Origin of the sequence: Streptomyces sp. N50 (assembly GCF_033335955.1) — a bacterium.
Classification (GTDB): domain Bacteria; phylum Actinomycetota; class Actinomycetes; order Streptomycetales; family Streptomycetaceae; genus Streptomyces.
The window spans coordinates 1,614,335-1,638,100 of sequence record NZ_CP137549.1; the positions used below are offsets into that span (position 1 = coordinate 1,614,335).

Consider the following 23,766-nt stretch of genomic DNA (forward strand, 5'->3'; position numbering starts at 1 on the left):
ACTGTCCACGGTCACCCCAGGCCATTCGCACTGCAAACACTCGGTGCGAGTGACGCTCATCAGCCGGTGAGGTCTAGTCCTGTCTTGAAATCGCCCCATCGGAGTCCGGATCCGACTGGGGCTCGGCGGGCGGAAGTTGCTCGTGCACCGGTTGCGGTGCCACAGCGGCAACCGGCGTCACGGGTGCCGCGGGCACCGCGGGCGCGGCAGGAGCGGCGGGGGCGGCCGGAGCCGGGGCCGCCCGCTCCAGGAACCGCAGCAGCTCGACCGGGAAGGGCAGCACCAGCGTCGAGTTCTTCTCGGCAGCGACCGCCACCACCGTTTGCAGCAGCCGGAGTTGAAGTGCGGCGGGCTGTTCGGACATCTGCTCGGCGGCCTCGGCGAGCTTCTTCGAGGCCTGCAACTCGGCGTCCGCGTTGATGATCCGGGCACGCCGCTCACGGTCGGCCTCGGCCTGGCGGGCCATCGACCGCTTCATGGTCTCGGGCAGCGACACGTCCTTGATCTCGACCCGGTCGATCTGCACGCCCCAGCCGATGGACGGGCTGTCGATCATCAACTCCAGTCCCTGGTTGAGCTTTTCGCGATTGGAGAGCAGATCGTCCAGGTCGCTCTTGCCGATGATCGACCGCAGCGAGGTCTGCGCCATCTGCGAGACGGCGAACCGGTAGTCCTCGACCTGCACCAGCGCGTCCGCCGCGTCGACGACCTTGAAGTAGACGACCGCGTCCACCCGGACCGTCACGTTGTCCCGGGTGATGCCCTCCTGCGCGGGCACGGGCATCGTCACGATCTGCATGTTGACCTTGCGGAGCTTGTCCACGAACGGGACGACCATCGTGAAGCCGGCCCCGCGCACCTCGGGCCGCAGCCTGCCGAGCCGGAACACCACGCCCCGCTCGTACTGTTTGACGACCCGCGCGGCCGCCATCGCGTACACCACTCCGACGGACGCGAGCGTCACTCCCGCCGTCACCAGCTCCTCGACCATCACGGCCCCCCAGGGTCCGACGTGGCGCATCAGGTGCCTGCTTCGATACAACGACGGTAACTCCGTGCCGCGCACAAGAGCGAGCCCCCGCACGCCAGTTGCGTACGGGGACTCGCTTCGCCGCCGGCTGCAGTCCGGGAGCGGAAGACGTTCAGGCGGGCGTCAGCCGACGCTCACGCCGTAGTAGCTCAGCGCCTCGGTGACCGGCTGGAAGAAGGTCGTGCCGCCGGAGGTGCAGTCGCCGCTGCCGCCCGAGGTCAGACCGTAGGCCACGGTGCCGCCGTAGAGCGGACCGCCGCTGTCGCCGCCCTCGGCGCAGACCGTGGTCTGGATCATGCCGTAGACGACGTCGCCGCTGCCGTAGTTGACGGTGGCGTTCAGGGCGGTGACCCGGCCGCTGTGCGTGCCGGTGGTGGAGCCGCGCCGGTAGACGGTGGTGCCCACGCTCGGCGTGGCCGCGCTGGAGATGGTCTGGCTGCCGACCGCGCTCGGGTGGGCGATCGAGGTGTTGGTGTACCTGACCAGCGCGAAGTCGTTGGTCGGGAAGCTGTAGCCGACGTTCGTGCCCAGCACCGTGGTGTGCCCGGAGTTGGAGTACCAGGTGGAGGCGACCTCACCGCAGTGGCCGGCGGTCAGGAAGTAGTACGTGCTCCCGCTGTGCACGTTGAAGCCGAGCGAGCAGCGGTACGCGCCGCCGTAGATGGCGTCGCCACCGGTGATCAGCTTCTTGAACTGACCGGCCGTGTGCTTGATGGTGATCGCGTCGGCGGTGCTGCCCGCCTGCGACTTGATCTTCGCGATCTCGGCCTGGGAGACCGTGCTGTCGACGGTGACGACGACACGGTTCGTCGCACTGTCGACCGCCCAGGCGGTGCCCGGGACATCGGCCTTGAGCACGGACGAGTTGGCCGCGGAGAGCTGGGTGGCGCTGAACGTGTGGGCGTCGCTGGCGCTCGCGGTGGGGACGGCGAACGCGGCAGCGGCGACGAATCCGGTGGCCACGGCGATCAGCCTGGTCCGTCTCGCGATTCCGCTGCGCGGGGTGGTGCGCTTGATCCTCACGTTTCGTTCCCTCCTAGGGGAATTCGGGGGCCCGCGTGGGGTCGGGGCCCGTGAGGCGCAGTCGGGGTCGGGCGTCCGGTTTCCGAACACGCCGTGCTCCTGACAAGCGCTGTGGGGGAGTATTCGGCCGCCCGGCCGATGGGCGCAAGGGCGCCTTTCGGCCGTACGACCTTCAACTGGCCCACGATCTACGCGAGTTGATCACCCAGACGCAGTGGGCCGAAACACAGCCGGCCGCAGGTCAACGCCCCACCTGCCGAAGGGCGCGCTCCCCCGCCCCGACCGCGAGGCCCAGCGTATTCCCGGGCGGCGGGAAAGGGCAGATGAAATGGTCGGCGAACGCGCAGGGCGGGAGCACGGCACGGTTGAAGTCGACCGTCGTGCGCCCCTGAGCGTCGGGCGCCGCCGGGTACAGGAACCGGAACCGGTAACTGCCGTCCCCGCTCGTGGAGTCGGCGAACACCGCCCACAACTTCCCGTCGCCCTGCACCGCCACCTGCAAGGTCGCCTCCAACCCGTCGAGCCGGAAGGCGAGTTCACCCGCGAGCCCGAGCCCGCGCTCGACGCCGTCCGCCGTGTCGACGCGTACGGTGCGCCGCGCGTCGTACGGAGTGAAGCGTCCCGGCACCGACCAGCGCGGGTCGTACGGCGTGACCTCGACACCCTGGAACGCGCGCCGCGCCGCCGAGTCGGGGTCGTAGTCGCGCACGCCCCAGACGCCCTCGCGGACCAGGACGACCAGTCGACGCCCGCCGAGGCCTACGCGGGCCGTGCCCACCGGGCCGGTGTCCGCGCCGAGGCGGACCGAGCCGGTGAAGGGTTTCCCGTCGACGGTCAGCCCGTCGGCCGCCGTCGCGGTGAGGACGACCACGTCACCGTCGGCGACCCATACGTCAGGAATGTCCGGAAGTTGGCCATCCGTGTAGTCCTCCAGCCAGTGCGTGCCGGTCAGGGCGAGGGGTCCGTAGGGACCCGACACCGTCTCCATGCGGTGCTCGTGCCACTGCCTCCACTCGTCGGCCGCGTCCGAAGTCATGCCGTCAGCTCCATCGTCGTGCGCTCGATCCTGTCGTCGTGGGCTCACCCCTTCCCGGCCGGGTCGGGGAGCCCGAGATGTGAGCGCAGGGTCGTGCCCCGGTATTCCGTGCGGAACACGCCACGTTCCTGGAGCAGCGGCACCACCCGGTCCACGAACTCGTCGAGGCCGCCAGGGGTGAGATGCGGGACGAGGACGAAGCCGTCGGCGGCGTCCTGGCGTACGAAGGTCTCCAGCTCGGCGGCGACCGCCTCCGGGGTGCCGATGAAGGACTGCCGGCCGCTCGCCTCGATCACGGTCTGCCGGATGGACAGCCCCTTCTCGCGGGAGAGCGCCCGCCACTTTTCGGCCATCGCCACGGTGTCGCCGCGCCGGGTCCGCCCCTGGGTGATCGACGATTCCGGCACCGGGTCGATGTCGGGGAACGGGCCGTCGGGGTCGTAGGCGGAGAGGTCCGTGCCCCAGATCTGTTCCAGGGCGAGGATCGCGTTCTGCGGGGAGACCTGCTGCCACCGGATCTCGGCGGCCCGCTCCTGCGCCTCGGCCGCCGTGTCGCCGAGGACGACGCTGACGCCGGGCATGATCTTGAGGTCGTCGGGGGCGCGGCCGTACTTGGCGAGGCGTCCCTTCACGTCGGCGTAGAAGGCGCGGCCGTCCTCCAGCGTGCCGTGCCGCGTGAAGATGACGTCGGCGGTCCGCGCCGCGAACTCCCGCCCCTCCCCCGAGTCCCCGGCCTGGATGACCACCGGGTGCCCCTGCGGTGAGCGCGGGACGGTGAACTCGCCCGCGATGTCGAAGTGTTGACCTCGGTGGGCGAAGGGCCGGGACACTCCGTCCGGGGTCCAGGAGTCCCACAACTCCCGTGCCACGGCGACGAATTCGGCCGCTCGCGTGTAGCGGTCCGCGCGGTCGAGGTATCCCCCGCGCCGGAAGTTCTCGCCGGTGAAGGCGTCGGAGGACGTCACCACGTTCCAGGCCGCCCGGCCAGCGCTCAGGTGGTCCAACGTGGCGAGTCTGCGGGCGAGTTCGTACGGCTCGTTGAAGGTGGCGTTGACCGTGGCGGCCAGGCCGATCCGTGAGGTGACGGCGGCGAGCGCGTTGAGGACCGTGAGGGACTCGGGGCGGCCGACGACGTCCAAGTCGTGGATACGGCCCTTGTGTTCGCGCAGCCGCAGCCCCTCGGCGAGGAAGAAGAAGTCGAAACGGCCGCGTTCGGCGGTGCGGGCGAGCTGCTCGAAGGAGGAGAAGGCGATCTGGGACCTCGACCGCGGATCGGCCCACACGGTGGTGCTGTTGACGCCGGGGAAGTGCGCGGCCAGATGGATCTCTTTACGCGAGGTGCGTGGTCGTACGGTCATGACGCTCCCCCGGTCACGGCGTACCGGTTGGCGGGCCGGGCCAGGCCCAGGTGCTCCCTGAGCGTGCTGCCCGGGTAGAACGTGCGGAACAGGCCCCGGTGTTGGAGCAGCGCGACCGTGCCGTTGACCAGCCGCTCCAGGTCGCGGCGGGGTTCGACGGGCGTGAGGTGGAAGCCGTCGACGCTACGGTCGCCGTGCCAGCCGGCGATCAGCTCGGCGAGGTCGACCGGGCCGCCCCGGTACAGCGGGCCGTGCGCGGTCTGCCGGGGACCGCCCCCGCCGTGGCCCGGTTCGGCCGCGTGCTCGCCGTCGCCGAGGTCGACGACGAGGCTCACCAGGACCCGCAGCGTGTCGGGATCGCGGCCGAACTTCTCGGCGGACGCCCGCAGTTCGGACCGTACGGCCCCGGCCTGCGCGGAGCTCGCCGCGCGGACGAGGGCCACATCGGCGTACCGGGCGGCCGTCCGCCGGGCCTGGCCCTCGGTGGCGTCGACCACGCGGACGGGGTGGCCCTGCGGTGGTCTGGGCACGATCGAGGGGCCCTTGACGGAGAACTCGGAGCCGGTGAAGTCGACGTGGTGCAGCTTGTCGCGGTCGACGAAACGGCCGGTGGCCGTGTCCCGTATCTCGGCGTCGTCCTCCCAGCTGTCCCACAACTGGGCGGCCACCTCGGCGACTTCACCCGCCTCCGCCCACAGCGCGTCGGCGGTCGCGGCGTGCCGGCGGCCGAAGAGGCGGGCCTCGCCCTCGGTGGTCGACACGTCGAGCCGCCAGCCGGCCCGGCCCCGGCTGACCCAGTCGAGGGTCGCGACCGCGGCCTGCACGTGGAAGGGCTCGGTGTGCGTGGTGGTCACGGTCGGCACCAGGCCGATCCGGTTGGTGGCCGGGGCGACGCGGGAGAGGACGGCGAGGGCGTCGGGTCCGGGGCGCGCGAAGGTGTCGTCGAGCGTCACGAAGTCGAGCCCGCCGCTCTCGGCGAGCCGCGCCAACTCGACGTAGGAGTCGGCGTCGTAGGCCGACCGCTGGTCGACGGCGGCGGCCAGATGCAGGCCCCGGCCGTGCGAGGAGGTCATGGGAGGAAAGCCTTCCTGTCGTTCGGAGCACCTCGAAGAGGGTCACGTTCTTGCGCCTCGGAGAGAGCCAAGTCCTCGATGAGGCCCGGGACTTCACGGGCTCGGGACCTCACCGGCTCGGGGCTACGCGGCAGCCCGACACGCGAGGTCGCGCAGGAACGCCAGCACGGCCCGCGCGGTGGCGTCGTTCTGCCGGAAGGCCGGCCCGCCGGTGCGCGGCCGGGTGAACGCGCCGGGCGTCCGTACGTCGGTGTAGGGCCCGAGCGCGAACCGCCGGGGATGCGGCCGCCCGTCCCGGTCGAGGGTCCGTCCGTCGGTGCGGTCCACCCGCAGCAGCCCCTCGGGACTCTCCACCACGGCCCCGTCGGCGTGCAGTTGACGCAGCAGCGGATCGACGGACCGCCCGACCGTGGGCTCCGGCAGCCGCGCCTCCACGAGAGCCCGCGCCTCGATCGTCACGCCCGGCACGGTCGCGCTCGACGCGCGGAACACCCCGTCCTCGGCGGCTACGGCCATGTCCGCACCGACGAACCGCACGACGCCGGCCCGGGACAGTGCGAGGAGTTGGCGCAGCCGGGGTCCGGGCGGCCCGGAAGCGAGGTAGCTGAAGAAGCCGTGCCACCAGGGCCCGACGTCACCGAGCCGGATCAACTGCCCGTAGACGGAGAGCAGTCCGAGGAACACAGCCAGGTCCTGGCTGTTGGACGGGTCGTGACGGCGACTCAGATCGCCCTCCACATAGGCCCGTAGCCCCTCCTGGAGCTCCTCGTGCGACCCGTACCGCACCCCGTCCAGCGGATGGTCGAGTGCCGCGAGGTCGAGCCGGTCGGCGGGGTCGGGCACCGCGGACGCCACGAGGGCCTCGCGGTCCGCCACCTCCCCGGCCGCGTACTTCTCCTCGAAGTCGGTCCAGGCGATGCTCGTCCGCTCGGGGTGCACACCGAACAGCCGGTGGTAGTGCGCGAACCCCAACTCCTTCTCGATCAGCGGCCATACGTCCCGCCGGAAGTCGAAGCCGCCTGGCAGCGCGAGTATCGCGTCGACCTCGGCGGGCCCGAAGAACCGTGGCAGCGGCGGCCGTTCACCGCTCCACTCGTAACCGATCTTCGAGTGGTACGGCACTCCGCGCCGCGACCCGACGTACAGCACCGGCTCCTGCCCCGAGGGGACGTAGGTGTCGCCGTCGTAGCGTCCGCCCCTCCCCTCGGTGAGCAGGACCATCAGGTCGACGAAGGCGAGGCCGAAGCCGCGGACGAGGACGGGTTCGCCGGGGGCGAGGGAGGAGAGGTCGCTGTCGGCGGTGAAGTCCGGTGGCAGATGGACCAGGTCGTGGGCGCGGGCGTAGGCCGCCAACTCGCGCTGGTCCTGGTCGAGTTCGGCGTCGAGGTGGCCGAGGGCGAGGACGACGAGGTCGGCGAGGAGCGGGTCCGCGCCGCCCTCCAGCCAGACCTGCTGGCGTCCGTCGGGCGGGCCGCTGATCCTGAGGGCCCGTCGCGGGTGGTGGTGGACGGTGACGCCCGGCGGCAGCGCGGCCACGGCCTCCTCGTGCACCCAGCGCAGGTAGGAGCCCTGGAGCTGGCGGTCGGCGAAGGTGCTGCCCTCGATGTCCGCCCATTCGTGCAGCGTGGGGCCGGGGCGGACCGGCCCCTCCATGACCACCGTCTCGTCGGTGAACATGGTGACGTCCTCGGCGTGCGAGTTCATCCACAGCAGCGGCGACTGGGCCGCGCGCCAGATGCGTCCGGCGCCCGGCGGATGGGGGTCGACGAGGTGGATGTCGAGGCCTTCGACGCCCTCGGCGCCCGAACTGGCGTACAGCTCGGGCGCGTTGGCGGCGATGCGCTCGATCAGACCGGTCCCCCGCGGCCCGGCCCCGACGATCACGAGCGAGAGCCTTGTGCCCGGGGCGGCGGATACGGGGGTGGGAATGTCGGAAGACATGCGAAGACTCCGTGACGTGAGCAACACGGGCGAATGCCTTCACACAGGGCGCCTGGACGGCACCGTACGGCCGAGCCCCTCAGCAGGACCGTCCAACGACTGTACGGCGCCGTTTCCCCTTGCTGTCAAGGTTGTCCATACTGTGGGCGCTACGTCTCAAGTCGGTTGACGCCCAACCGGATGCCTGTTCCACTTACCCCATGCATCCACAGCAGTGGCTGGTCAAGCGCTCCCACATCGACCTCGGTCGAGTGTGGTCCTCTTCCTGTTGAGCTGACCCACTGCACGCCCTGATCCCCGGTTCTCCCGCCTGATCGGGCGCTTCTCCCGCTCTCCCGCCTTCACACGCGCACCCCTCCCCTCGCGTTTCCCTCCTCGTATGTCTCCCTCACCGCGCCAGCGCCGCCGTCGTACGGCGCCGTGGCGCAGCCCGGACCCCGATCACCCGGTCCATCAGCGCTCCCAGCACGTCCCGTACGGAATCGCGGTTCCGCGCGTCGCACTCCAGCACCGGCACGTCCGCGCCCAGCCCGAGCGCCTCCCGGACCTCGTCCACGTCGAACCGCTCCGCCCCGTCGAACCGGTTCACCGCGAGGACGAACGGCGCGCCCTGCGACTCGAAGTAGTCGACCGCCGGGAAGCAGTCCTCGATCCGCCGGGTGTCCACCAGGACCACCGTGCCGAGCGCGCCCTCAACCAGGTCGTCCCAGAGGAAGGAGAACCGGTCCTGCCCGGGCGTCCCGAACAGGTACAGCGCGATCGTCGGGTCGAGCGTGATCCGCCCGAAGTCGAGGGCGACGGTCGTGGTGGTCTTCGCCTCGACGCCCTCCAACGAGTCGACGCCTACGGAGACTTCGGTGATCGCCGCCTCGGTGTCGAGGGGTTCGATCTCCGAAATGGCCCCGATGAACGTGGTCTTGCCGACCCCGAGGCCGCCGCTGACCACGATCTTCACGGCCAGCGGCACGATCTTGTCAGAGCGCCCGGACATGGTCCCTGATCCTTTCGAGCATCGGGAGCGGCAGCTCCGCGGGTTGCCGGCAGGCGAGTTGCCCGGCGACGACGAGGTCGGAGATCAGCACCTTGGCCACTCCGAGGGGTACGCCGACGCGGTGCGCCACCTCGGCGACGGTCGTCGGCTGTTCGCACACCGCGACGATGTGGCGCCGCTCGAACGCGAGCGACGGATCCGGCACGCCGACGGCGACGACCAGCGTCTCCAGCCGCAGATCGGCCTGGAGAGGCTCGGACCGGCCGCCGGTGATGATGAACGGCCGGACGAACGTCGCGTCCTCGTCAGGTTCTACGTCCCTGGGCTGTTCACCGTTCACCGCGGCAACGCCTGCCGCAGATCGGCGATGAGCGTCGGGGTGAGCAGATCACCCGCCCGCTCCGCGAGCACCGCCATCTCGTAGCCGACGAGGCCCAGTTCACCGCTGCTGTCGGCGAGGACGCCGAGACAGCTGCCGTCCCGGATCGCCGAGACGAGCAGGAAACCCCGGCCCATCTCGATCATGATGAGCTTGACCCCGTCGAAGCTGTACCGCTTGGACGCGCTGCGGGCCAGACTGCTCAACCCCGAGACGATCGCGGCGAGATGGTCGGCCTCGGTGCGCCCGAGCCCGTCCGACACGGCGATCAGCAGCCCGTCGGAGGAGACGGCGACCGCGTCGCGTACACCGTCGGTGCTCTTGACGAAGTTGGCGAGCAGCCAGTTGAAGGTGTGGGAGTCGTGCGGGGTGTCGACGGTGGTCACTTGGCGGCACCCTCGTTCGTGTCGGAATTCGTGTCGGAATTCGTCTCGGCGTTCTTCGCGGCACTCTTCCCGGTCTTCCGCTGCTTCTCCTTCTCGACGCTGATCCCGCCCCGCATGTGGGCGCTGCGCAGAGTGGAGAGCATCCCGGAGACCTGCTCGGGAGACCGTTCCGGGTTGGGCGGTGTGGTGGGGGCGGGCCTGCCGGTCCGGTCGGTCTCGCTCACCGCCGCCGCGATACCGCTGCGCTGCGGCCGCTTGACGAGGCCGTTGCGGGTGCGCGCGGCGGACGAACCGCCCTTGGCGGCGACCGGGGAGGCCACCGTCTCGGTCTCCGGGCTCTCCACCTTCTCCGCCTCCGCCTTCCTCGGGGCGGGAACCACCGGCCCCTCCTCGACCCCCTTCTCCGTCAACAGCCCCGCCGGGATGAGCACCCGGGCGACCACACCGGCCGCCGGTGCCTCGCCGAGCCGTACCTCGATACCGCACTTGCGGGCGAGGGCGCCGACCACGAAGTGGCCCAGGAAACGGGTGGGTTCGGCCATGAAGCTGGCGGTGCCGGACAGCCGTACGTTGGCCTCGGCGAGGGCCTGGTTGTCCATGCCGAAGCCGTGGTCGACGATCGCGACGAGATACCCGGCGCTGGTGCGCCGTCCCTCGATCTCCACGTCGGAGTCCGGCGGCGAGAAGCTCAGCGCGTTCTCCACCAACTCGGCCAGCAGATGGGCGATTTCGACGACGACGGAGCCGGTGACGAACGCGGGCTCGATGCGGCGCAGGGTGACCCGGCGGTACTCCTCGACCTCGGACAGCGCGGCGCGCAGCACGTCGTTGACGGCCAGCGGCGTGGACCAGGGGCGGGGGCTCGACTCTCCGGCGAGCACGAGGAGGCTTTCGGCGTTGCGGCGCATACGGGTGGCCAGGTGGTCGAGTTCGAAGAGGTTGGCGAGGGTCGCGGGGTCGGCGTCCTCGTGCTCCAGCTTGTTGATGAAGCTGATCTGACGGCGCACCAGGTTCTGGTTGCGACGCCCCAGGCTCACCAGGGAGTCGGTGGCGTTGCGCCGCAACACGGCCTGCTCGGTGGCGAGTTCGAAGGCGGACCGCTGCACCCGGTCGAACGCGTCGGCCACCTCCCGCACTTCGGCCCCCGCCTTGTCGGCGACGGCGAGCGGAGCAGGCGGCTGCGGCGCCGCCCCGGACGACCCGTCCTGTACGGCGGCCACGGCCCGCGGCAGCCGGCTGCCGGCCACCTCCCGTGCCTGCCGGGCGAGTTCGACGAGCGGCGTGGAGACGGACCGTACGCAGTCGAGGGCCAGCGCGCCGAGCGCGACGACCGTGGCGAGGGCGAGCAACAGGAACAGAAGCAGGTCGCGCTGGGCCGAACTCTCCAGCTGGGCGGCCCTGTTCTCGACATCGGTGCCGAGGGCGATCTGGACGTTCCGCATCCCGTTGATGGTGGAGGTCATGGCGTCCCACCAGGCCATGGGCGGGATCGCGCTCGCCTTCAGCTTCCCGGTGCCGTGCACCGCCTTGCCCTCGTACGTCAGCGCGCGCTCGGCGTCGGGCGTGGTGAGGGCGGTGTTCAGGCGCCGTTCCTGGACGGCGGTGGCCGAACGGGGGAAGGCGTCGAGGGCGGCGAGGCGTCCGGCGCGGATCTCCATGAACCGGCTGTAGTCGTCGCCGCGGAACTTCCCGGCGCGTACCGAGCCGAGCACGATGGCGCGCTCCTCGCCGGTGAACTCCTTTGCGTTGCCGAGGACTTGGAGCGCCTGGTAGGCGTCGCGCAGGGTGCCGTCGTGGACGTCGTCGAGGCCGAGGCCGAGCCGGTCGAGGACGGTGATGGTGGTGGTGAAGTAGTCGAAGGTGTCCTTCACCACGCCGGTGCCGTCGTCGGCGTCCTTGCGGATGCCGGCGAGGCCGTCGAGCCGGCCGAGGGACTCGCGCACGGAACCGGCGGCGGAGTCCTCACGCCCCTTCAGGGCCACGTCCAGCTGCTGGCGCGCGGTGTCGGTGGCCTTGCGCTGCGCGGGCAGTTTGGCGCTGAACTGCTGCACGCCGCCGACGTATCCGGTGGTGAGTCCGCGCTCCTTCTGCAGTTCGTGCACGAGTCCCTGGAGGGTGATTTCCAGGCGGGCGTTGTCGGCGGTCGCGGAGGCGTTGCGATAGGCGGAGATCTGGTCGGCGGCCGCGATACCGAGCAGGGCGAGCAGGACCGCGAGGGCGAGGACCAGAATCCTCAGCAGCCTGGCGCGGATGCTGGTGGTCGCTTTTGTTGTGACGTCCACTGAAGTGCCTTAAGTGGGTGGCGAGTTGATCGGGTTCGATCAGGCTCGATCAGGGATCGAACCCGGGGCAGAAATGGTTCTGCTCCCGCCCAACGACACGCACGGCACACCGGTCACCGGATCATGTTTTTGTTTTACCACGCTGAAACAGGGACGGCCCGACCTCGCAGGTCATCCATGATCCCCAAGTGCCGCGTATACAAAGGCGGTGACGACCCGTCACCGTCAACTGGTCACGGCATCGGGCATATTCAGCAGTCGCAGCACGACAGACATTCACAACATTCGCAGCATTCGCACGCGTCGCAGCACGAGCAGTCGCAGCTGGAGCGGCATCCCTCGCGCCGCCGTCCCGACCACGGCCCCTCGAACTCGTCGGCGCAGCACACCTTGCAGGTGCAGCAGAGCCCGAGGGCTACGGCGCACCCGGCCCAGAAACCGCGCCCGCCGGGCCGCGGGGGCTCACCGCCGAAGGGGTTGCCGCCGTGCGGGTCGCCATCGTAGGGATTCCCGTCGTGCCGCGGATCGCCCGGCAGGTACGGAGTCCGTGGCGGCCCGAAGGCATTCTCCGGCCCGTGCCCGCACGACTGCGTGCCGAAGGCCCGGTCCACCGAGCGCCCCAGTTCGTGAGCGAGCAGCAGATGCGCCAGCTTGGCGTCGACGAACTCCACCTCGCGCAGCGCGAGCCGTATCCCGTGCAGCGCGTCGTCGGCGAGCCGGCGGGCTTCGGTGAGCGGGGTGCCGGTCGCGGTGAGGGGATTCCAGGCACCGGCCGCGGCATCCGCCTCCCTGTCCTCCACGGCGTCCAGGAGATGCGCGAGCCGGCCGAAGAGGCGCCCAGCCTCGGCCAGCGGTACGGCGTTGCCGGGCCGTCCGGCCAGGACCGCGGTGTGCGCGAAGGCGGCCGCCGTAGCGGTCTCGGTCGGTTCGGTGACGGTCAGGACCGGCGTCCCGGGCCCGGCCAGGGACTCGATGCCGAACTGCCGCTCCACGGCGTCGACGAGTACGGCGGCGTCGAACCCGACCGCGGAACCGGTGCGCGCCCCGGCCCGCCCCCAGCTCCCGGCGACCCGCCGCGCGGCCAGCGCCACCGGCCCGCGGGCCAGCAGCCCGTCCCCGTCGGCGACATGGTCACGCACCTTGGCGGAGGCGAGCACCAGCGAGACGGCCGCCGCGAGCCGCGCGCCCTCGCCCTGCGCGACGGACGCGGTCCGCATCCCGCGCAAGGGGCAGGGCCCGGCCGTACGACGCCATCCGCCGCCCGCGCGCTCGACCTGAGCCTCCGTCAGCACCGAGAGGAGCAGACCGTCGTAGTTCGTGACAATCCTCGCGAACTGCCCGTGGTCCCCGCGCAGTGCGAGGCACAGCCCGCACAAATGCGCCATCCACTGGGTCTTGAGGCTTTCACCGAGTCTGTGACTGCAGGGCCGGACCATTCCGAACACGACAACCCCCCGTGGCGTGAACGACATCTGACTGGGCATCTGGAGATCGATATGGCATCTGACCGGGCGTTGAGCAGCCGCATCCCATCGACCACTCCGTTCACCCGTACGCACCAGCCGTCACCCGGACGCCGGGAAGAATCATATTTCACTCTCAGTCAGCAGCCGTGTCCAGCAACACCCTTGATACACGGGGGCTCTCGACGTATTGGCTGTGCACCAGTAGCGTCACAAACCCCCCGCGCGGCGTCTATCCACTTGGCGCGCGATCCGCATCATGGATGACCATAGGGATGCGGAAAGCAAGTAAGACCGCTGTGAGAGGAGGCGTCCATGGGATCGGTACGCAAGGCGAGTGCTTGGCTTGGACTCGTTGACGACAACGATGACGAGCGTTACTACGACGACGACTACTCCGAAGGGACCGAGCAGCCCGGGGATGCCTGGGTCACGGATCCGCGGGTGAAGGTGGCGGAGGACGTCGCCGAGGTGAAGGGCCGGCGCATCGGCACGGTCACCCCGGACAGCTTCCGCGACGCCCGCGCGATCGGCGAGCTGTTCCGGGAAGGGGTCCCGGTGATCGTGAACCTCACGGCGATGGAGGCGACCGACGCCAAGCGCGTGGTCGACTTCGCGGCCGGCCTCACCTTCGGCCTGCGCGGCACGATCGAGCGGGTCGCGAACCGTGTCTTCCTGCTGACCCCCGCCAACACGGAGATCGTCAGCGGCGACCCCGCCGTGCGCCGTGAGGACGGGTTCTTCAACCAGAGCTGAGGCAGGGCCGCTTACCGGCCCTGCCTCCCGCAGGGTTGATCAACGTCGATCAGGAGTCTTCGGTTCTTCCTAGCGGAAGGCGTCGAGTCCGGTGAGCGCCTTGCCCAGCACGAGCTGGTGCATCTCGACGGTGCCCTCGTAGGTGAGCACCGACTCCAGGTTCGTCGCGTGTCGCATCACGGGGTACTCCAGCGAGATCCCGTTGGCACCGAGGATCGTCCGTGCCGTACGGCAGATCTCGATGGCCTCCCGTACGTTGTTCAGCTTGCCGAAGCTGACCTGCTCGGGACGCAGGCGCCCGGCGTCCATGCGCCGCCCCAGATGGTGGGCGAGCAGAATCCCCTTGTGCAGTTCGACCGCCATGTCGGCGAGCTTGGCCTGGGTGAGCTGGAAGCCGCCGATGGGCCGCCCGAACTGCTCCCGGGTCTTCGCGTATTCGACCGCGGACTCGAACGAAGCGCGCGCCGCGCCCATCGCACCCCACACGATCCCGTAACGAGCGTGCGACAGACAGCTGAGCGGACCCTTCAGTCCTACGACCTCCGGAAGCACGGCGTCGGCGGGCAACCGGACGTCGTCGAGGACGAGTTCGCTGGTGACGGATGCGCGGAGTGACCACTTGTGCTTGATCTCCGGGGCGGAGAATCCGGTGGTCCCGGTGGGTACGACGAAACCGCGGATCCCGTCGTCGGTCTGTGCCCATACGACGGCCACGCCGGCGACCGACCCGTTGGTGATCCACATCTTCCGGCCGTTGAGGACCCAGTCGCCGGCGTCGCGCTTGGCGTAGGTGCGCATGCCCGCGGGGTCGGAACCGTGGTCGGGCTCGGTGAGCCCGAAGCAGCCGATGACGTCGCCGGAAGCCATGCGCGGCAGCCAGGTCTGCTTCTGCTCCTCACTCCCGAAGCGGTGGATGGCGTACATCGCGAGGGAGCCCTGCACCGACACGAGCGACCTGATCCCGGAGTCGGCCGCCTCCAACTCCAGGCAGGCGAGGCCGTATTGGACGGCGGAGGCACCGGCGCACCCGTATCCGTCGAGCGACATCCCGAGCGCCCCGATGCCGCCGAGTTCGCGGGCGAGCTCCCTGATCCCGGGCAACTCCCCGTTCTCGTACCACTCGGCGACGTACGGCAGCACCCTGTCGGCGGCCCAGGTCCTGACCGTGTCCCGGATCGCGAGGTCCTCGGGGTCGAGCAGGTCGTCGAGGCCGAGGGGGTCGGCGGGGTCGAAGGGGGGCAACTTCGGGGACGCAGCCATGACAGGGCCTCCGGCGATTAAAACTATCAGCGCTAGTTAGCGGGACGGGTCGACGTTACGACGACGGGTGCCGTGCGTCCAGCGTGTCCCCTCCCCGCAAAACCTTTCCCACCCGCCCGCCTGTGCGGGGCGGTAGCGATGGACCGTTTGCCGTGGGGGGGGCGGGCGCCGTTGGCGGCTGCGGGCTGCGGCCGAGTCCGAGTACCACGAGCCTCCGTCACGCCCCGCAGCCCGCAGCCCGCAGCCCGCAGCCCGCAGCCCGCAGCCCGCAGCCCGCAGCCCGCAGCCGCCAACGGTGGGCGGCCCCCACGGGAAACGTCCACCTTTCCATCGCCCGTAAACGGGCGGTGCGTGGGTGGGAGAGCGCCTTGGCGTCAGGCGGAGACGCGGGAGTCTGTCACTTCCCTGGGGGCAGGGACCCCCACCGCCGCCGCAGGCGCCTCGCACTGCATCACGCGGGGCAACCGCAACGCCATCACCGCCCCCAGCAACAGCAACCCCGCACTGACGAGCAACGTGACATGCAGGCCGTGGACGAAGGCGTGCCGGGCCGCGTCACGCAGGGCCGCTCCACGTACCCCGCCGAGACGCCCGGCAACGTCATACGCCTCCCCCAGCGAATGCCCCGCCGACGCCGACGCGGACGCCGGTACACCGGGAACGGACGACAGCCCGGGCGCGTACGCCGCGTTCATCACGCTGCCGAGGAGCGCGATGCCGATCCCCGCACCGAGTTGGTAGGAGGTCTCGCCTATCGCCGCCGCGCCCCCCGCCTGCGCCGGCGGCGCCTCGCTCAGCATCGACTCGTACGCCCCGAAGAGCGTCATCTCCAGCCCGAACCCCAGCAGCAGGAACCCGAAGAGCAGCAGCCCGGTGTTGTCCTGCTCGCCCATCGCGATCAGCGTCAGCACCGAGAACGCGGTGAGGCAGAACCCGAAGCACACCATCCGGCGCGGGCCGAACCGCCGCAGCATCCGCGCCCCGAACAACCCCGCCGCCATCGCCGCGAACGTCAGCGGCAGCAGCCGTAGACCCGTCGCCAACGGCGAAAGACCCAGCACCAGTTGCAGGTACTGCGCCGCGATCAGCTCCAGGCCCACCAGCGCCAGCATCGCCAGCACGATGCAGCCCACGGACGTGCTGAACGCCGGCCTGCGGAACATCTTCAGGTCCACCAGCGGATGCGTACGGCGCCGTTGCCGTCGTACGAAAAGAACCAGCAGCACCGCGCCCACGAGCAGCGGGGCCACGGTCCACCCGCTCTCCACCGGCTCCCCGCCACCGAGCCGCTTCACGCCGAAGACGACGCCGAAGAGACCGCCCGCGGCCATGAGCGCGCCGACGACGTCCCACGGGCCGTTGCGATCGCCGCGGGACTCGGGCAGCAGGAGCCGGCCGATCGGCAGACTGATCAGCATCAGGGGGATGTTGACGAGGAAGACCGAGCCCCACCAGAAGTGTTCGAGGAGGAAACCGCCGAGCAGGGGTCCCACCGCCGCGCCCACCGCCGCCACCGCGCTCCACACGCCGATCGCCACCGCCCGCTCACGCCGGTCAGGGAAGACCTGGCGGAGGATCGAGAGCGTGGCCGGCATGATCATCGCGCCGCCGACGCCGAGCAGCGCCCGCGCGAGGATCAGGACCTGGGCGTCATGGGCGAGGGCCGCGAGGCCGGAGGCGACGCCGAAGAGGCCGTAGCCGAGGAGCAGGATGCGCCTGCGGCCGACTCGGTCGCCGAGCGTGCCGAAGAGGATGAGGAGCGAGGCACAGACCAGCGGATAGACGTCGACGATCCAGAGCAGCTCTATCGCGCCGGGTTTGAGGTCCTCGGTGACGGCGGGCACCGCGACATGGAGGACGGTGGCGTCGAGCGCGACGAGCAGCAGGCTGACACAGAGGACGACGAGGACGACCCAGCGGTTGGCACCGGCCCCGGCCGCCCGACGGCGCAGCGCTGCGGCGGCCGTGGTCGTCCCGGACATGAACTACCTCCCAGATGATCCCTCGCGTTCGGCGGGCTCACGGGGTGGGGACTCCCCGTGACTGCGGCCGGAGAGGAGCGGTGTCTCCGACCCGCGCAACGAAGGCGAGTGAGCCGTCAGCGTACGCGAGTTCACGCCAATGCCACGTGGCGGACCTCTCACACTCCCCGGAGAACACGTGTGGCGTACACCACTCACCCTTCTGTGGACCACGCCCCGCCGGGCCGGCCGGTTCCGCGCCCCCTCGATAATCGGGTCCGTGAACGATCTCGCAGCACCTCTGCGCCGGGCGGCCCCGGCCCTCCTCGGGTACGCCGCCGTCCGCGCCCTGGGCCTGGTGGTGCTCGCGGTGTGGAGCGCGGCGCGCGGCAAGAGCGCCCACACCTTGCTCACGGCGCGGTGGGACGCCCTCTGGTACACCCGGGTCGCCGACCTCGGTTACGGCTACGAGGTCCGCCTCCCGAACGGCGACGTCCACTCGAACCTCGCCTTCTTCCCGCTGCTGCCCTGGCTCGAAAGGTTCATGCACGCGGTCTCCCCGCTGTCGTACGCGGACGGCGGTCTCGTCGTGAGCCTCCTCGCCTCGCTCGCGGCGGCCTGGGGGATCTTCGCGGTGGCGGACCATGTCTACGGCCGTCGAAATCAAGAAGGGCGCGAAGCGCGGCCTTGGAAGGGTGGTGGTGGGAGACGGGTGGGCGTGTACGCCGTGCTGCTGTGGGCCGTGCTCCCGGTCGGGATCGTGCAGTCGATGGCGTACAGCGAGTCGCTCTTCACGGCGCTCGCCGCGTGGTCCCTGTACGCCGTGCTGACGGGCCGCTGGCCGGCAGCCGGGGTTCTCGCCCTGTTCGCCGGTCTCACACGGCCCGTGGGGCTCGCCGTGGTGGCCGCGGTGTGGGTCGCCGGCATCGCCTCTTTCGTGCGGGACCGCAGCACGGCGCCCGCGCCCGGCGTGCGGGTCTGGCCGCGCGCCCTCGGGATGGCGCTCGCGCCCCTCGGCGCCGCCGGGTACGTCCTGTGGGTCGGCCACCGAACCGGCAAGGGCCCGCTGGGCTATCTCGACGTGCAGGCGGGCTGGCGCAACGGTTTCGACGGGGGTGCCGCCTTCGCCCGTTTCGTCGGCGAGAAGTTCACGTCGTTCCCCTCGGCACTCGCCGGGGTGGGACTGATCGTCGGGGTCGCGCTGGTGCTCTGGCTGTACGTCGTGGGCGTCCGGCAGGGCCAGCCGCTGCCGCTCCTGGTGTACACCGGCGTCGTCACCGCGCTCGCGCTGTGCGCGTCGAGCTACTTCGGCTCGAAACCGCGCCTGCTGATGCCCGCCTTCCCCCTGCTGCTCCCGCTCGCGCTCGCCCTGGCGCGGCTGCGTACGTCCAGGTCAGCGTGGGTGGTGGGCGGTGTCGCGGTGGCGTCGGCCGTGTACGGGGCGTTCTGGCTGAACGGCTCCGGCCCGCCATGATCCGCTCATCCCACCCCATGATCCACTCGTCACGCTCCATGAGCGCCCGGCCAATTTCACCCCAGCATTTGGTGAACTAATTCATAAGGGCCATAAAACTCGACCCGGCATGATCAAAGGAATTGAAGGACGGAGCGGTCCTGGATTGCGGAATCCCCGGAAATAAACCTGCTCCTGAGAGCTTTCCCACATCACATCGTCATCACAAAGCCGCTGATTCGACGGGGATCCACACTCACTCGCTGTAACGTCGATTGAGTGCGTACCGAACGAAACCTCACCCGTCTGGACCGGGTGTTCGCGAGGCTGGACCGTGAACCTGAACGGCCGGCCAACATCGATGTGCCGAAGATGAGCCGGCACAGGGTCGTGCTCTTCGCGGCGACCCTGGCCTTCTATCTGGCGATCGTGTGGCTCGTCGTGACCACGTCCTGGCTGGTCCGGTTCGACTGGCAGGTCATGTTCTTCCGGCCGTACCAGCAGTGGGCCGGCATCCACTGGTTCGTCGACTACTACGTGGTCCTCGGCCAGCGCGGCCCCACCGCGGTGATGGTCGCGGCCTGGCTGGGCTGGCGCTCCTGGCGGCAGCACACGCTGCGCCCGCTGCTGACCCTGGGCACCCTGCTGCTCCTGCTGAACATCACGGTCGGCGCGGCCAAGCTCGGCATGGGCCGCCTCGGCCCGCACTACGCCACCGTCATCGGCTCGAACGAGATGGGTCTCGGCGGCGATATATTTCCCAGCGGCCACACCGCCAACGCGGTCGTGACCTGGGGAATCCTGGCGTATCTGGCCTCCACGCCGGCCGCCCGCCGCTGGCTGTCCGCCGCGTCCGCGGTGACCTCGCTCGGCGTCGGCCTCGCCACGGTCTACCTCGGCACGCACTGGCTGAGCGACGTGCTGCTCGGCTGGGCCGCCGGTCTGCTGGTCCTGCTCGCCCTCCCGTGGTGCGAGCCGCTGATCGCCCTGGCCGAGACCCGGATCTTCGACTACCGCGACCGCTGGCGGGCCCGCCGCGGCGGTACGGCGCCCGCACCCGCGCCCGCCTCGCCGGTCACCGCGCCGGTGCTGCTCAAACCGCGCGCCTCCTCCTCGGGCGACGAGGTCCCGGCGGCCCGTGAGACGGTCACCGCGAGCCGTTCGGCCCGGCCACCGGCCCATCTCGCCCCGGGCCCGCACACGACCCGCTCCGAGCGCACCCCGGTCACCCCGATCGGCAGCCGCCGCCCGCCGCACCCCGACCGCGTGGCACGCGGCACCACCCCGGCCGCCGCCCGACCGGCGACGGGCGGCTGACGGCCGCACAGACCGCGGGGCCGGTACGCACAACCATCCCCGCGCATCAAGAAGGCCCCGTTCCGCCAGCGGAACCGGGGCCTTCGTCAGCTGCGCGCTCAGCCCTTCCAGGCGCGCGCCACCGTGCCGTCCCTGACCTCGAAGTTGAGCCGTCCCACGCGGAACTCCATGGTGATGACCGCCCCCGGCGGCAGCGACCGCACGGTCGGCCAGCCGCGCTCCCGCGCGAGCCGCTCGGCCTCTGTCGCGTCGAGGCCCACATAGCTGTTCGGACTGTCCTGGGGCTCTGCCGGTGGAGTCGGAATGGATGCCATGCCCGCCACGCTAGCCCCTCTCGCGCTCTCTCCGTCCCTCTCCGGTCACACTTCTGTCACAGGATCAGGACGTGTGTTTTGTTCGGCATCCCTCACACGTATGAGCGGTTCCGTACGCCTTCCGCAGGCATTCGAACGTAATTCCCTCATGTCGGTCCGGCTCCCCGAATAGCCCCGCGGAAAGTGCCGTGAGAACCGGCCGGGCGCCCCTTTCCATTCCGATTCCGTGCGGTACGGCGGGAGCTGACGCCGCATAAGAGTTTCACCGTTCCGGCACAGAATCGCCGTCGCCTCCCCGGCCCTGCCGGTCCAGCGCGCGGGACAGCCGGTCCCGGGCGGTCCTGATCCTCTGGGTCAGCTCGGCGGGTTCCAGGACCTCGAAGTCGAAGCCCATCATCATCACGTGGATCACCATCAGATCGAGGTTCGGGGCCCCGGTCCGCAGCAGACAGGCGTCCGGTCCGTCGGCCTCCAGCGTCCCGCCGGACGGTGAGATCCGCGCGGCCGCCTCCTGGAGGGGCACGAGCAGCCGGACGACGGCGTGCGAGGCGTACGCGCGCGTGGAGACCCCTTTCGAGACGTGCGCGGCGAGGTCCTCGGCCGGTGGCTCACGCGGGGTGAAACGCGGCCCGTGCGGCGGCCGGGGCGTGACGCGGTCGACGCGGAAGGTGCGCCAGTCCTCGCGGTCCAGGTCCCAGGCGACGAGGTACCAGCGCCGCTCGGTGCACACCAGCCGGTGCGGTTCGACACTGCGCCGGGTCGGGGTGCCGTCGTGGCTCTCGTAGTCGAAGCGCAGCCGCTCGGTGTCCCGGCACAGGGCGGCCAGCTCGGTCAGCACAGCCGGGTCCACAGCCGACGGCAGCGTGTTGTGCAGCATCGGCACGGTGAACGCGTTGAGGGCGCCCACCCGGCGGCGCAACCGGCTCGGCAGCACCTGTTCGAGCTTGGTGAGCGCGCGTACGGAGGTCTCGCCGATGCCCTCGATGCCCTGCCCGGCGGCGGTACGCAGCCCGACCGCCACGGCGACCGCCTCGTCGTCGTCCAGCAGCAACGGCGGCAACTCGGCGCCCGCGCCCAGCTGGTATCCGCCCCCCGTGCCGGGGCTGGCGTTGACGGGATAGCCCAGCTCCCGCAGCCGGTCCACATCCCGGCGCACGGTGCGCGGGGTCACCCCGAGCCGGTCGGCCAGGTCGGCGCCGGACCACTCGCGGTGGGCCTGGAGCAGCGAGAGCAGCCGCAGGAGTCGTGCCGAGGTCTCCAACATGGTCGAAGTCTCTATCAAGGACGGTCCGGGTCAGAGGCGGCAGCCCGCGTCAAGGGCTGTACGGCAGTTGCGGCACCTCGAAACACGTGCGCTTCATGTCCCCTTGCGGGACCCACCCTTTGCCGTCCTGCCAGCGGGCCACGGACAGACACGTCCTGCGCGTCTTCGGCGGTTCGGCGAGCCGCTCGAAGGAGACGGGAACCAACAGCCCGTCGGCGGTGTAGTTCTCGCTCCGATTCATGAACCCGTCGACGCACGCGCGCGTGACGCCCGTTCTCGCGCACGCCCGGGCCGCGTCCGTGAACCACATCGCCGCCGCCCACCCCTCCAACTGCCACTGGGAATGCGTCTTCAGCCCCTTCGTCGCCTCCCTGAAGTCCCGTACGGCCGTCTGCGAGGTGTCGTCGAAGTCGCGGCTGGACCCGGTCGCCCACAGCGCGTTGCGGCAGCGCGGGGCGTTCTTGTAGTCCTCCGGGACGGTGGACGTCCAGTTCTGTACGTTCGTCACCTTGGCGATGACCTTCGCGCCGACCTGGTCCATCGCCTCGCACAGCTGGGCGTTCCCGTGCGTGTCGATGGCGTCGAAGACGAGGTCGGCGCCCTGCTGCTTCAAGTCCGCCGCCACGGCACGGAAGTTGGGCAGCGCGAAGTCCACCTGCTCGGTGACGACCTTGTACCCCTCGGCCTTCAGACCCTGCTCGACGAGCCGGGCGTAGGCGGCGGACGCGGCCTGGTTGTACGACACGACGGCGGCGGTACGGGCGCCCCGCTCGCGCTCGAAGTACCGGTAGACCTCCGTGCCGCCGTACAACCGCCCGCCCCAGCCCGGTGTCCCGGCGCGGGGCGCGAGGCTGCCGTAGATGCCGTACAGGTGCGGGTACGTGTCGTAGGCGGACCCGATGGGCTGGCCGCCGACGTCGGGCACGCGCGCGTGGGAGACGCGGGAGGCGCCCGCGTAGTCGAGGGCGGTGGTGGCGACCAGGGCGACAACCGCGTCCTCGTCGATCAGTTGGTGCACGCACGCGTTGTTGCCGACACCGCTGCCGCCGTCGTCGCACAGCCGCACCTCTACGGGGTGCCCGTCGATGCCCCCGCGCGCGTCGAGGCGGTCGAAGTACGCCTTGGCGCCGTCGCGGGGGCCGGTGAAGGTGTCGCCGCCGACCGGGCTGGTCGCGCTGGTGATGATGCCGACCCGGATCGGCGTACCGCTACTGGCCGCGGGCGTACGGGAGTTGCCGTGCTCGAAGTCGCTCTCCGGGAGGCGGCTGCCGCAGGCCGTGCCCGCGAGGAGCAGCAGCACCGCGGCAGCGGCCTCAGCAGCCCGACCCGGGCGACTGCGAGGCATCGCCGCTCAACGCCACCAGCGCGCACAGGGTGTTGACGGACACCTTCCAGGTGCCGTCCTGCTGGACGCTCGTCCCGGAGGCGTTCGGGAGGGCGGTGGCGCCGTTCAGGGTGAGGCTGTAGGTCACGGTCGCCTGGGTCGCCGACGTGAACTCGACCTTCTGGACGACTGCTTGGACCTGACCGCCGCGCTTGTCGCCGCTGAAGGCCTTGAGGACGGGGCCCATCTTGTCGCCGTTCTCCAGGACGGCCTGTTTGTCCGAGCTGGAGCTGGCCGGGTCGAAGAACTTCTTCCAGTTGGCCTTGATCTGGGTCGTCGCGGCGGCCGGGTCGGCGGGCGCGGTCGCCGGGGCGCTCGTCGTCTGCTCTACGGACGGGGTGGGCGGCGGCGCGCTGCTGCCGCCCCCGCTGTCGTCGCTGCAGGCCGCGAGTACCGGACCGAGCACGAGGACCATGGCCGCCGTAACTACCGTGCCCCGCAAGCGCCTTGTGTTCCTTCTTGTGTTCCTTCGCCTGAGGTCGCTCCCGAGAACCATGTGGCTCACCGCCGGGTGTCGTTCCGGGCCGTGCTCGCCCGGTGTTTTCAGGTCAGGTGTCAGAAGGCATAGTGCAAGCCATTGGCCGGCATGGACAGACACCCGACGTGTGGGGGCCGTAAATGCGGACAGCCCGACTGCGGACCGTGCACCCCGCCCTGTGGGCCGGCTGGGCCGCGCTCGCCGCGGGCGCGGTCCTGTGCGTGATCGGCTGGTACGGCGTCTCCGGCGAGCGCTACGCGGAACGCCAACTCCCCTACCTGGCCTCCTGCACGATCCCCGGCGCCGCGCTCATCGTCGCCGCCGCCGTCCTGCTCACCCACGGCCGCTCCGCCCTCGCCGCCGCCCGCGTGGAGGAGCTGTACGGCCTTCTCGTGGCCGCCGAGCCCGCCGACGCGGAGGAGTCCGCGCGGGCCGCCGTGACGCCCGTGGCGGTCAGCGGGGACCTGCTGATGGTGCCGGGCGGCACACTCTGGCATCGCGCGGACTGCCCGTTGGTCGCCGGGAAGCCGGAGGCGGTTCCGGTGGACTCGAAGCTCGTGGCGAACGGCGAGTTGAGCCCCTGCCCGATCTGCGAACCCGCCGAAGCCGACGACTGA

20 protein-coding genes and 1 pseudogene are annotated in these 23,766 nt (G+C 70.7%); 4 read left to right on the forward strand and 17 right to left on the reverse strand.

The genetic code is table 11. The features are described from left to right. Positions 1–73 precede the first annotated feature (73 nt). The 11 genes from R2B38_RS06830 to R2B38_RS06880 form a co-directional block, all read right to left on the reverse strand. Positions 74–991, reverse strand: a complete 918-nt coding sequence (locus tag R2B38_RS06830) for a slipin family protein (protein WP_318021599.1) — start codon at positions 989–991, stop codon at positions 74–76. Positions 992–1,153: 162 nt separating this feature from the next. After that, on the reverse strand, positions 1,154–2,053 hold the full coding sequence (locus R2B38_RS06835) for a S1 family peptidase (protein ID WP_318015418.1): 900 nt from the start codon (positions 2,051–2,053) through the stop codon (positions 1,154–1,156). Between the two features lie 241 nt (positions 2,054–2,294). After that, positions 2,295–3,089: a DUF1684 domain-containing protein gene (locus R2B38_RS06840; protein WP_318015419.1), complete on the reverse strand. Its 795-nt coding sequence runs from the start codon at positions 3,087–3,089 to the stop codon at positions 2,295–2,297. Between the two features lie 44 nt (positions 3,090–3,133). Then, a complete protein-coding gene (locus R2B38_RS06845) occupies positions 3,134–4,447 on the reverse strand; it encodes an NtaA/DmoA family FMN-dependent monooxygenase (RefSeq protein ID WP_318015420.1) in 1,314 nt (437 codons plus the stop codon). Further along, positions 4,444–5,520, reverse strand: a complete 1,077-nt coding sequence (locus R2B38_RS06850; RefSeq protein ID WP_318015421.1) for an LLM class flavin-dependent oxidoreductase — start codon at positions 5,518–5,520, stop codon at positions 4,444–4,446. The genes R2B38_RS06845 and R2B38_RS06850 overlap by 4 nt, the downstream gene beginning before the upstream one ends. A 123-nt stretch (positions 5,521–5,643) precedes the next feature. After that, a complete protein-coding gene (locus tag R2B38_RS06855; RefSeq protein WP_318015422.1) occupies positions 5,644–7,461 on the reverse strand; it encodes an FAD/NAD(P)-binding protein in 1,818 nt (605 codons plus the stop codon). Positions 7,462–7,849: 388 nt separating this feature from the next. Continuing rightward, the gene (locus tag R2B38_RS06860) at positions 7,850–8,452 is read right to left on the reverse strand and encodes a GTP-binding protein (RefSeq protein WP_033286271.1); all 603 of its coding nucleotides are present in this window, start codon (positions 8,450–8,452) and stop codon (positions 7,850–7,852) included. After that, entirely contained in the window at positions 8,436–8,792 is a 357-nt protein-coding gene (locus R2B38_RS06865) for a DUF742 domain-containing protein (RefSeq protein ID WP_033286270.1), read from the reverse strand. Before R2B38_RS06865 ends, R2B38_RS06860 begins: the two co-directional genes overlap by 17 nt. Next, the gene (locus R2B38_RS06870) at positions 8,789–9,217 is read right to left on the reverse strand and encodes a roadblock/LC7 domain-containing protein (protein WP_318015423.1); all 429 of its coding nucleotides are present in this window, start codon (positions 9,215–9,217) and stop codon (positions 8,789–8,791) included. The genes R2B38_RS06865 and R2B38_RS06870 overlap by 4 nt, the downstream gene beginning before the upstream one ends. Further along, positions 9,214–11,499, reverse strand: a complete 2,286-nt coding sequence (locus R2B38_RS06875; protein ID WP_318015424.1) for a nitrate- and nitrite sensing domain-containing protein — start codon at positions 11,497–11,499, stop codon at positions 9,214–9,216. The genes R2B38_RS06870 and R2B38_RS06875 overlap by 4 nt, the downstream gene beginning before the upstream one ends. Positions 11,500–11,750: 251 nt before the next feature. Beyond that, complete coding sequence (locus R2B38_RS06880; protein ID WP_318015425.1) at positions 11,751–12,944, reverse strand: DUF5685 family protein; 1,194 nt, start codon at positions 12,942–12,944, stop codon at positions 11,751–11,753. A 333-nt stretch (positions 12,945–13,277) separates the two neighbouring features. Between R2B38_RS06880 and R2B38_RS06885 the strand changes: the two genes are divergently transcribed. Further along, positions 13,278–13,718 carry a cell division protein SepF gene (locus tag R2B38_RS06885; RefSeq protein WP_019059292.1) on the forward strand — a complete coding sequence of 147 codons (441 nt, stop codon included), beginning with the start codon at positions 13,278–13,280 and terminating at the stop codon, positions 13,716–13,718. A 69-nt stretch (positions 13,719–13,787) separates the two neighbouring features. Here R2B38_RS06885 and R2B38_RS06890 read toward each other — a convergent pair whose 3' ends face one another. Beyond that, complete coding sequence (locus tag R2B38_RS06890; protein ID WP_033286267.1) at positions 13,788–14,978, reverse strand: acyl-CoA dehydrogenase family protein; 1,191 nt, start codon at positions 14,976–14,978, stop codon at positions 13,788–13,790. A 374-nt stretch (positions 14,979–15,352) separates the two neighbouring features. Beyond that, positions 15,353–16,960 carry an MFS transporter gene (locus R2B38_RS06895; protein ID WP_318015426.1) on the reverse strand — a complete coding sequence of 536 codons (1,608 nt, stop codon included), beginning with the start codon at positions 16,958–16,960 and terminating at the stop codon, positions 15,353–15,355. 259 nt (positions 16,961–17,219) lie between these two features. Here R2B38_RS06895 and R2B38_RS06900 point away from each other — a divergent pair, with 259 nt between their 5' ends. Together R2B38_RS06900 and R2B38_RS06905 are read left to right on the forward strand one after the other, a co-directional pair. Then, complete coding sequence (locus tag R2B38_RS06900) at positions 17,220–18,413, forward strand: hypothetical protein (protein ID WP_318015427.1); 1,194 nt, start codon at positions 17,220–17,222, stop codon at positions 18,411–18,413. A 258-nt stretch (positions 18,414–18,671) separates the two neighbouring features. Continuing rightward, positions 18,672–19,709, forward strand: a complete 1,038-nt coding sequence (locus R2B38_RS06905; protein WP_318015428.1) for a phosphatase PAP2 family protein — start codon at positions 18,672–18,674, stop codon at positions 19,707–19,709. Positions 19,710–19,807: 98 nt separating this feature from the next. Here R2B38_RS06905 and R2B38_RS06910 read toward each other — a convergent pair whose 3' ends face one another. From R2B38_RS06910 to R2B38_RS06925, 4 genes and pseudogenes are all read right to left on the reverse strand, one after another. Beyond that, complete coding sequence (locus tag R2B38_RS06910; protein ID WP_318015429.1) at positions 19,808–20,023, reverse strand: I78 family peptidase inhibitor; 216 nt, start codon at positions 20,021–20,023, stop codon at positions 19,808–19,810. 304 nt (positions 20,024–20,327) lie between these two features. Beyond that, positions 20,328–21,287 (reverse strand): annotated as a pseudogene (locus tag R2B38_RS06915) (helix-turn-helix transcriptional regulator); the annotation flags it as partial. A 49-nt stretch (positions 21,288–21,336) separates the two neighbouring features. Further along, on the reverse strand, positions 21,337–22,632 hold the full coding sequence (locus R2B38_RS06920; protein WP_318015430.1) for an ABC transporter substrate-binding protein: 1,296 nt from the start codon (positions 22,630–22,632) through the stop codon (positions 21,337–21,339). Next, positions 22,601–23,167, reverse strand: a complete 567-nt coding sequence (locus R2B38_RS06925; RefSeq protein ID WP_318015431.1) for a hypothetical protein — start codon at positions 23,165–23,167, stop codon at positions 22,601–22,603. The genes R2B38_RS06920 and R2B38_RS06925 overlap by 32 nt, the downstream gene beginning before the upstream one ends. 122 nt (positions 23,168–23,289) lie before the next feature. Between R2B38_RS06925 and R2B38_RS06930 the strand changes: the two genes are divergently transcribed. Continuing rightward, a complete protein-coding gene (locus R2B38_RS06930; RefSeq protein ID WP_318015432.1) occupies positions 23,290–23,766 on the forward strand; it encodes a hypothetical protein in 477 nt (158 codons plus the stop codon).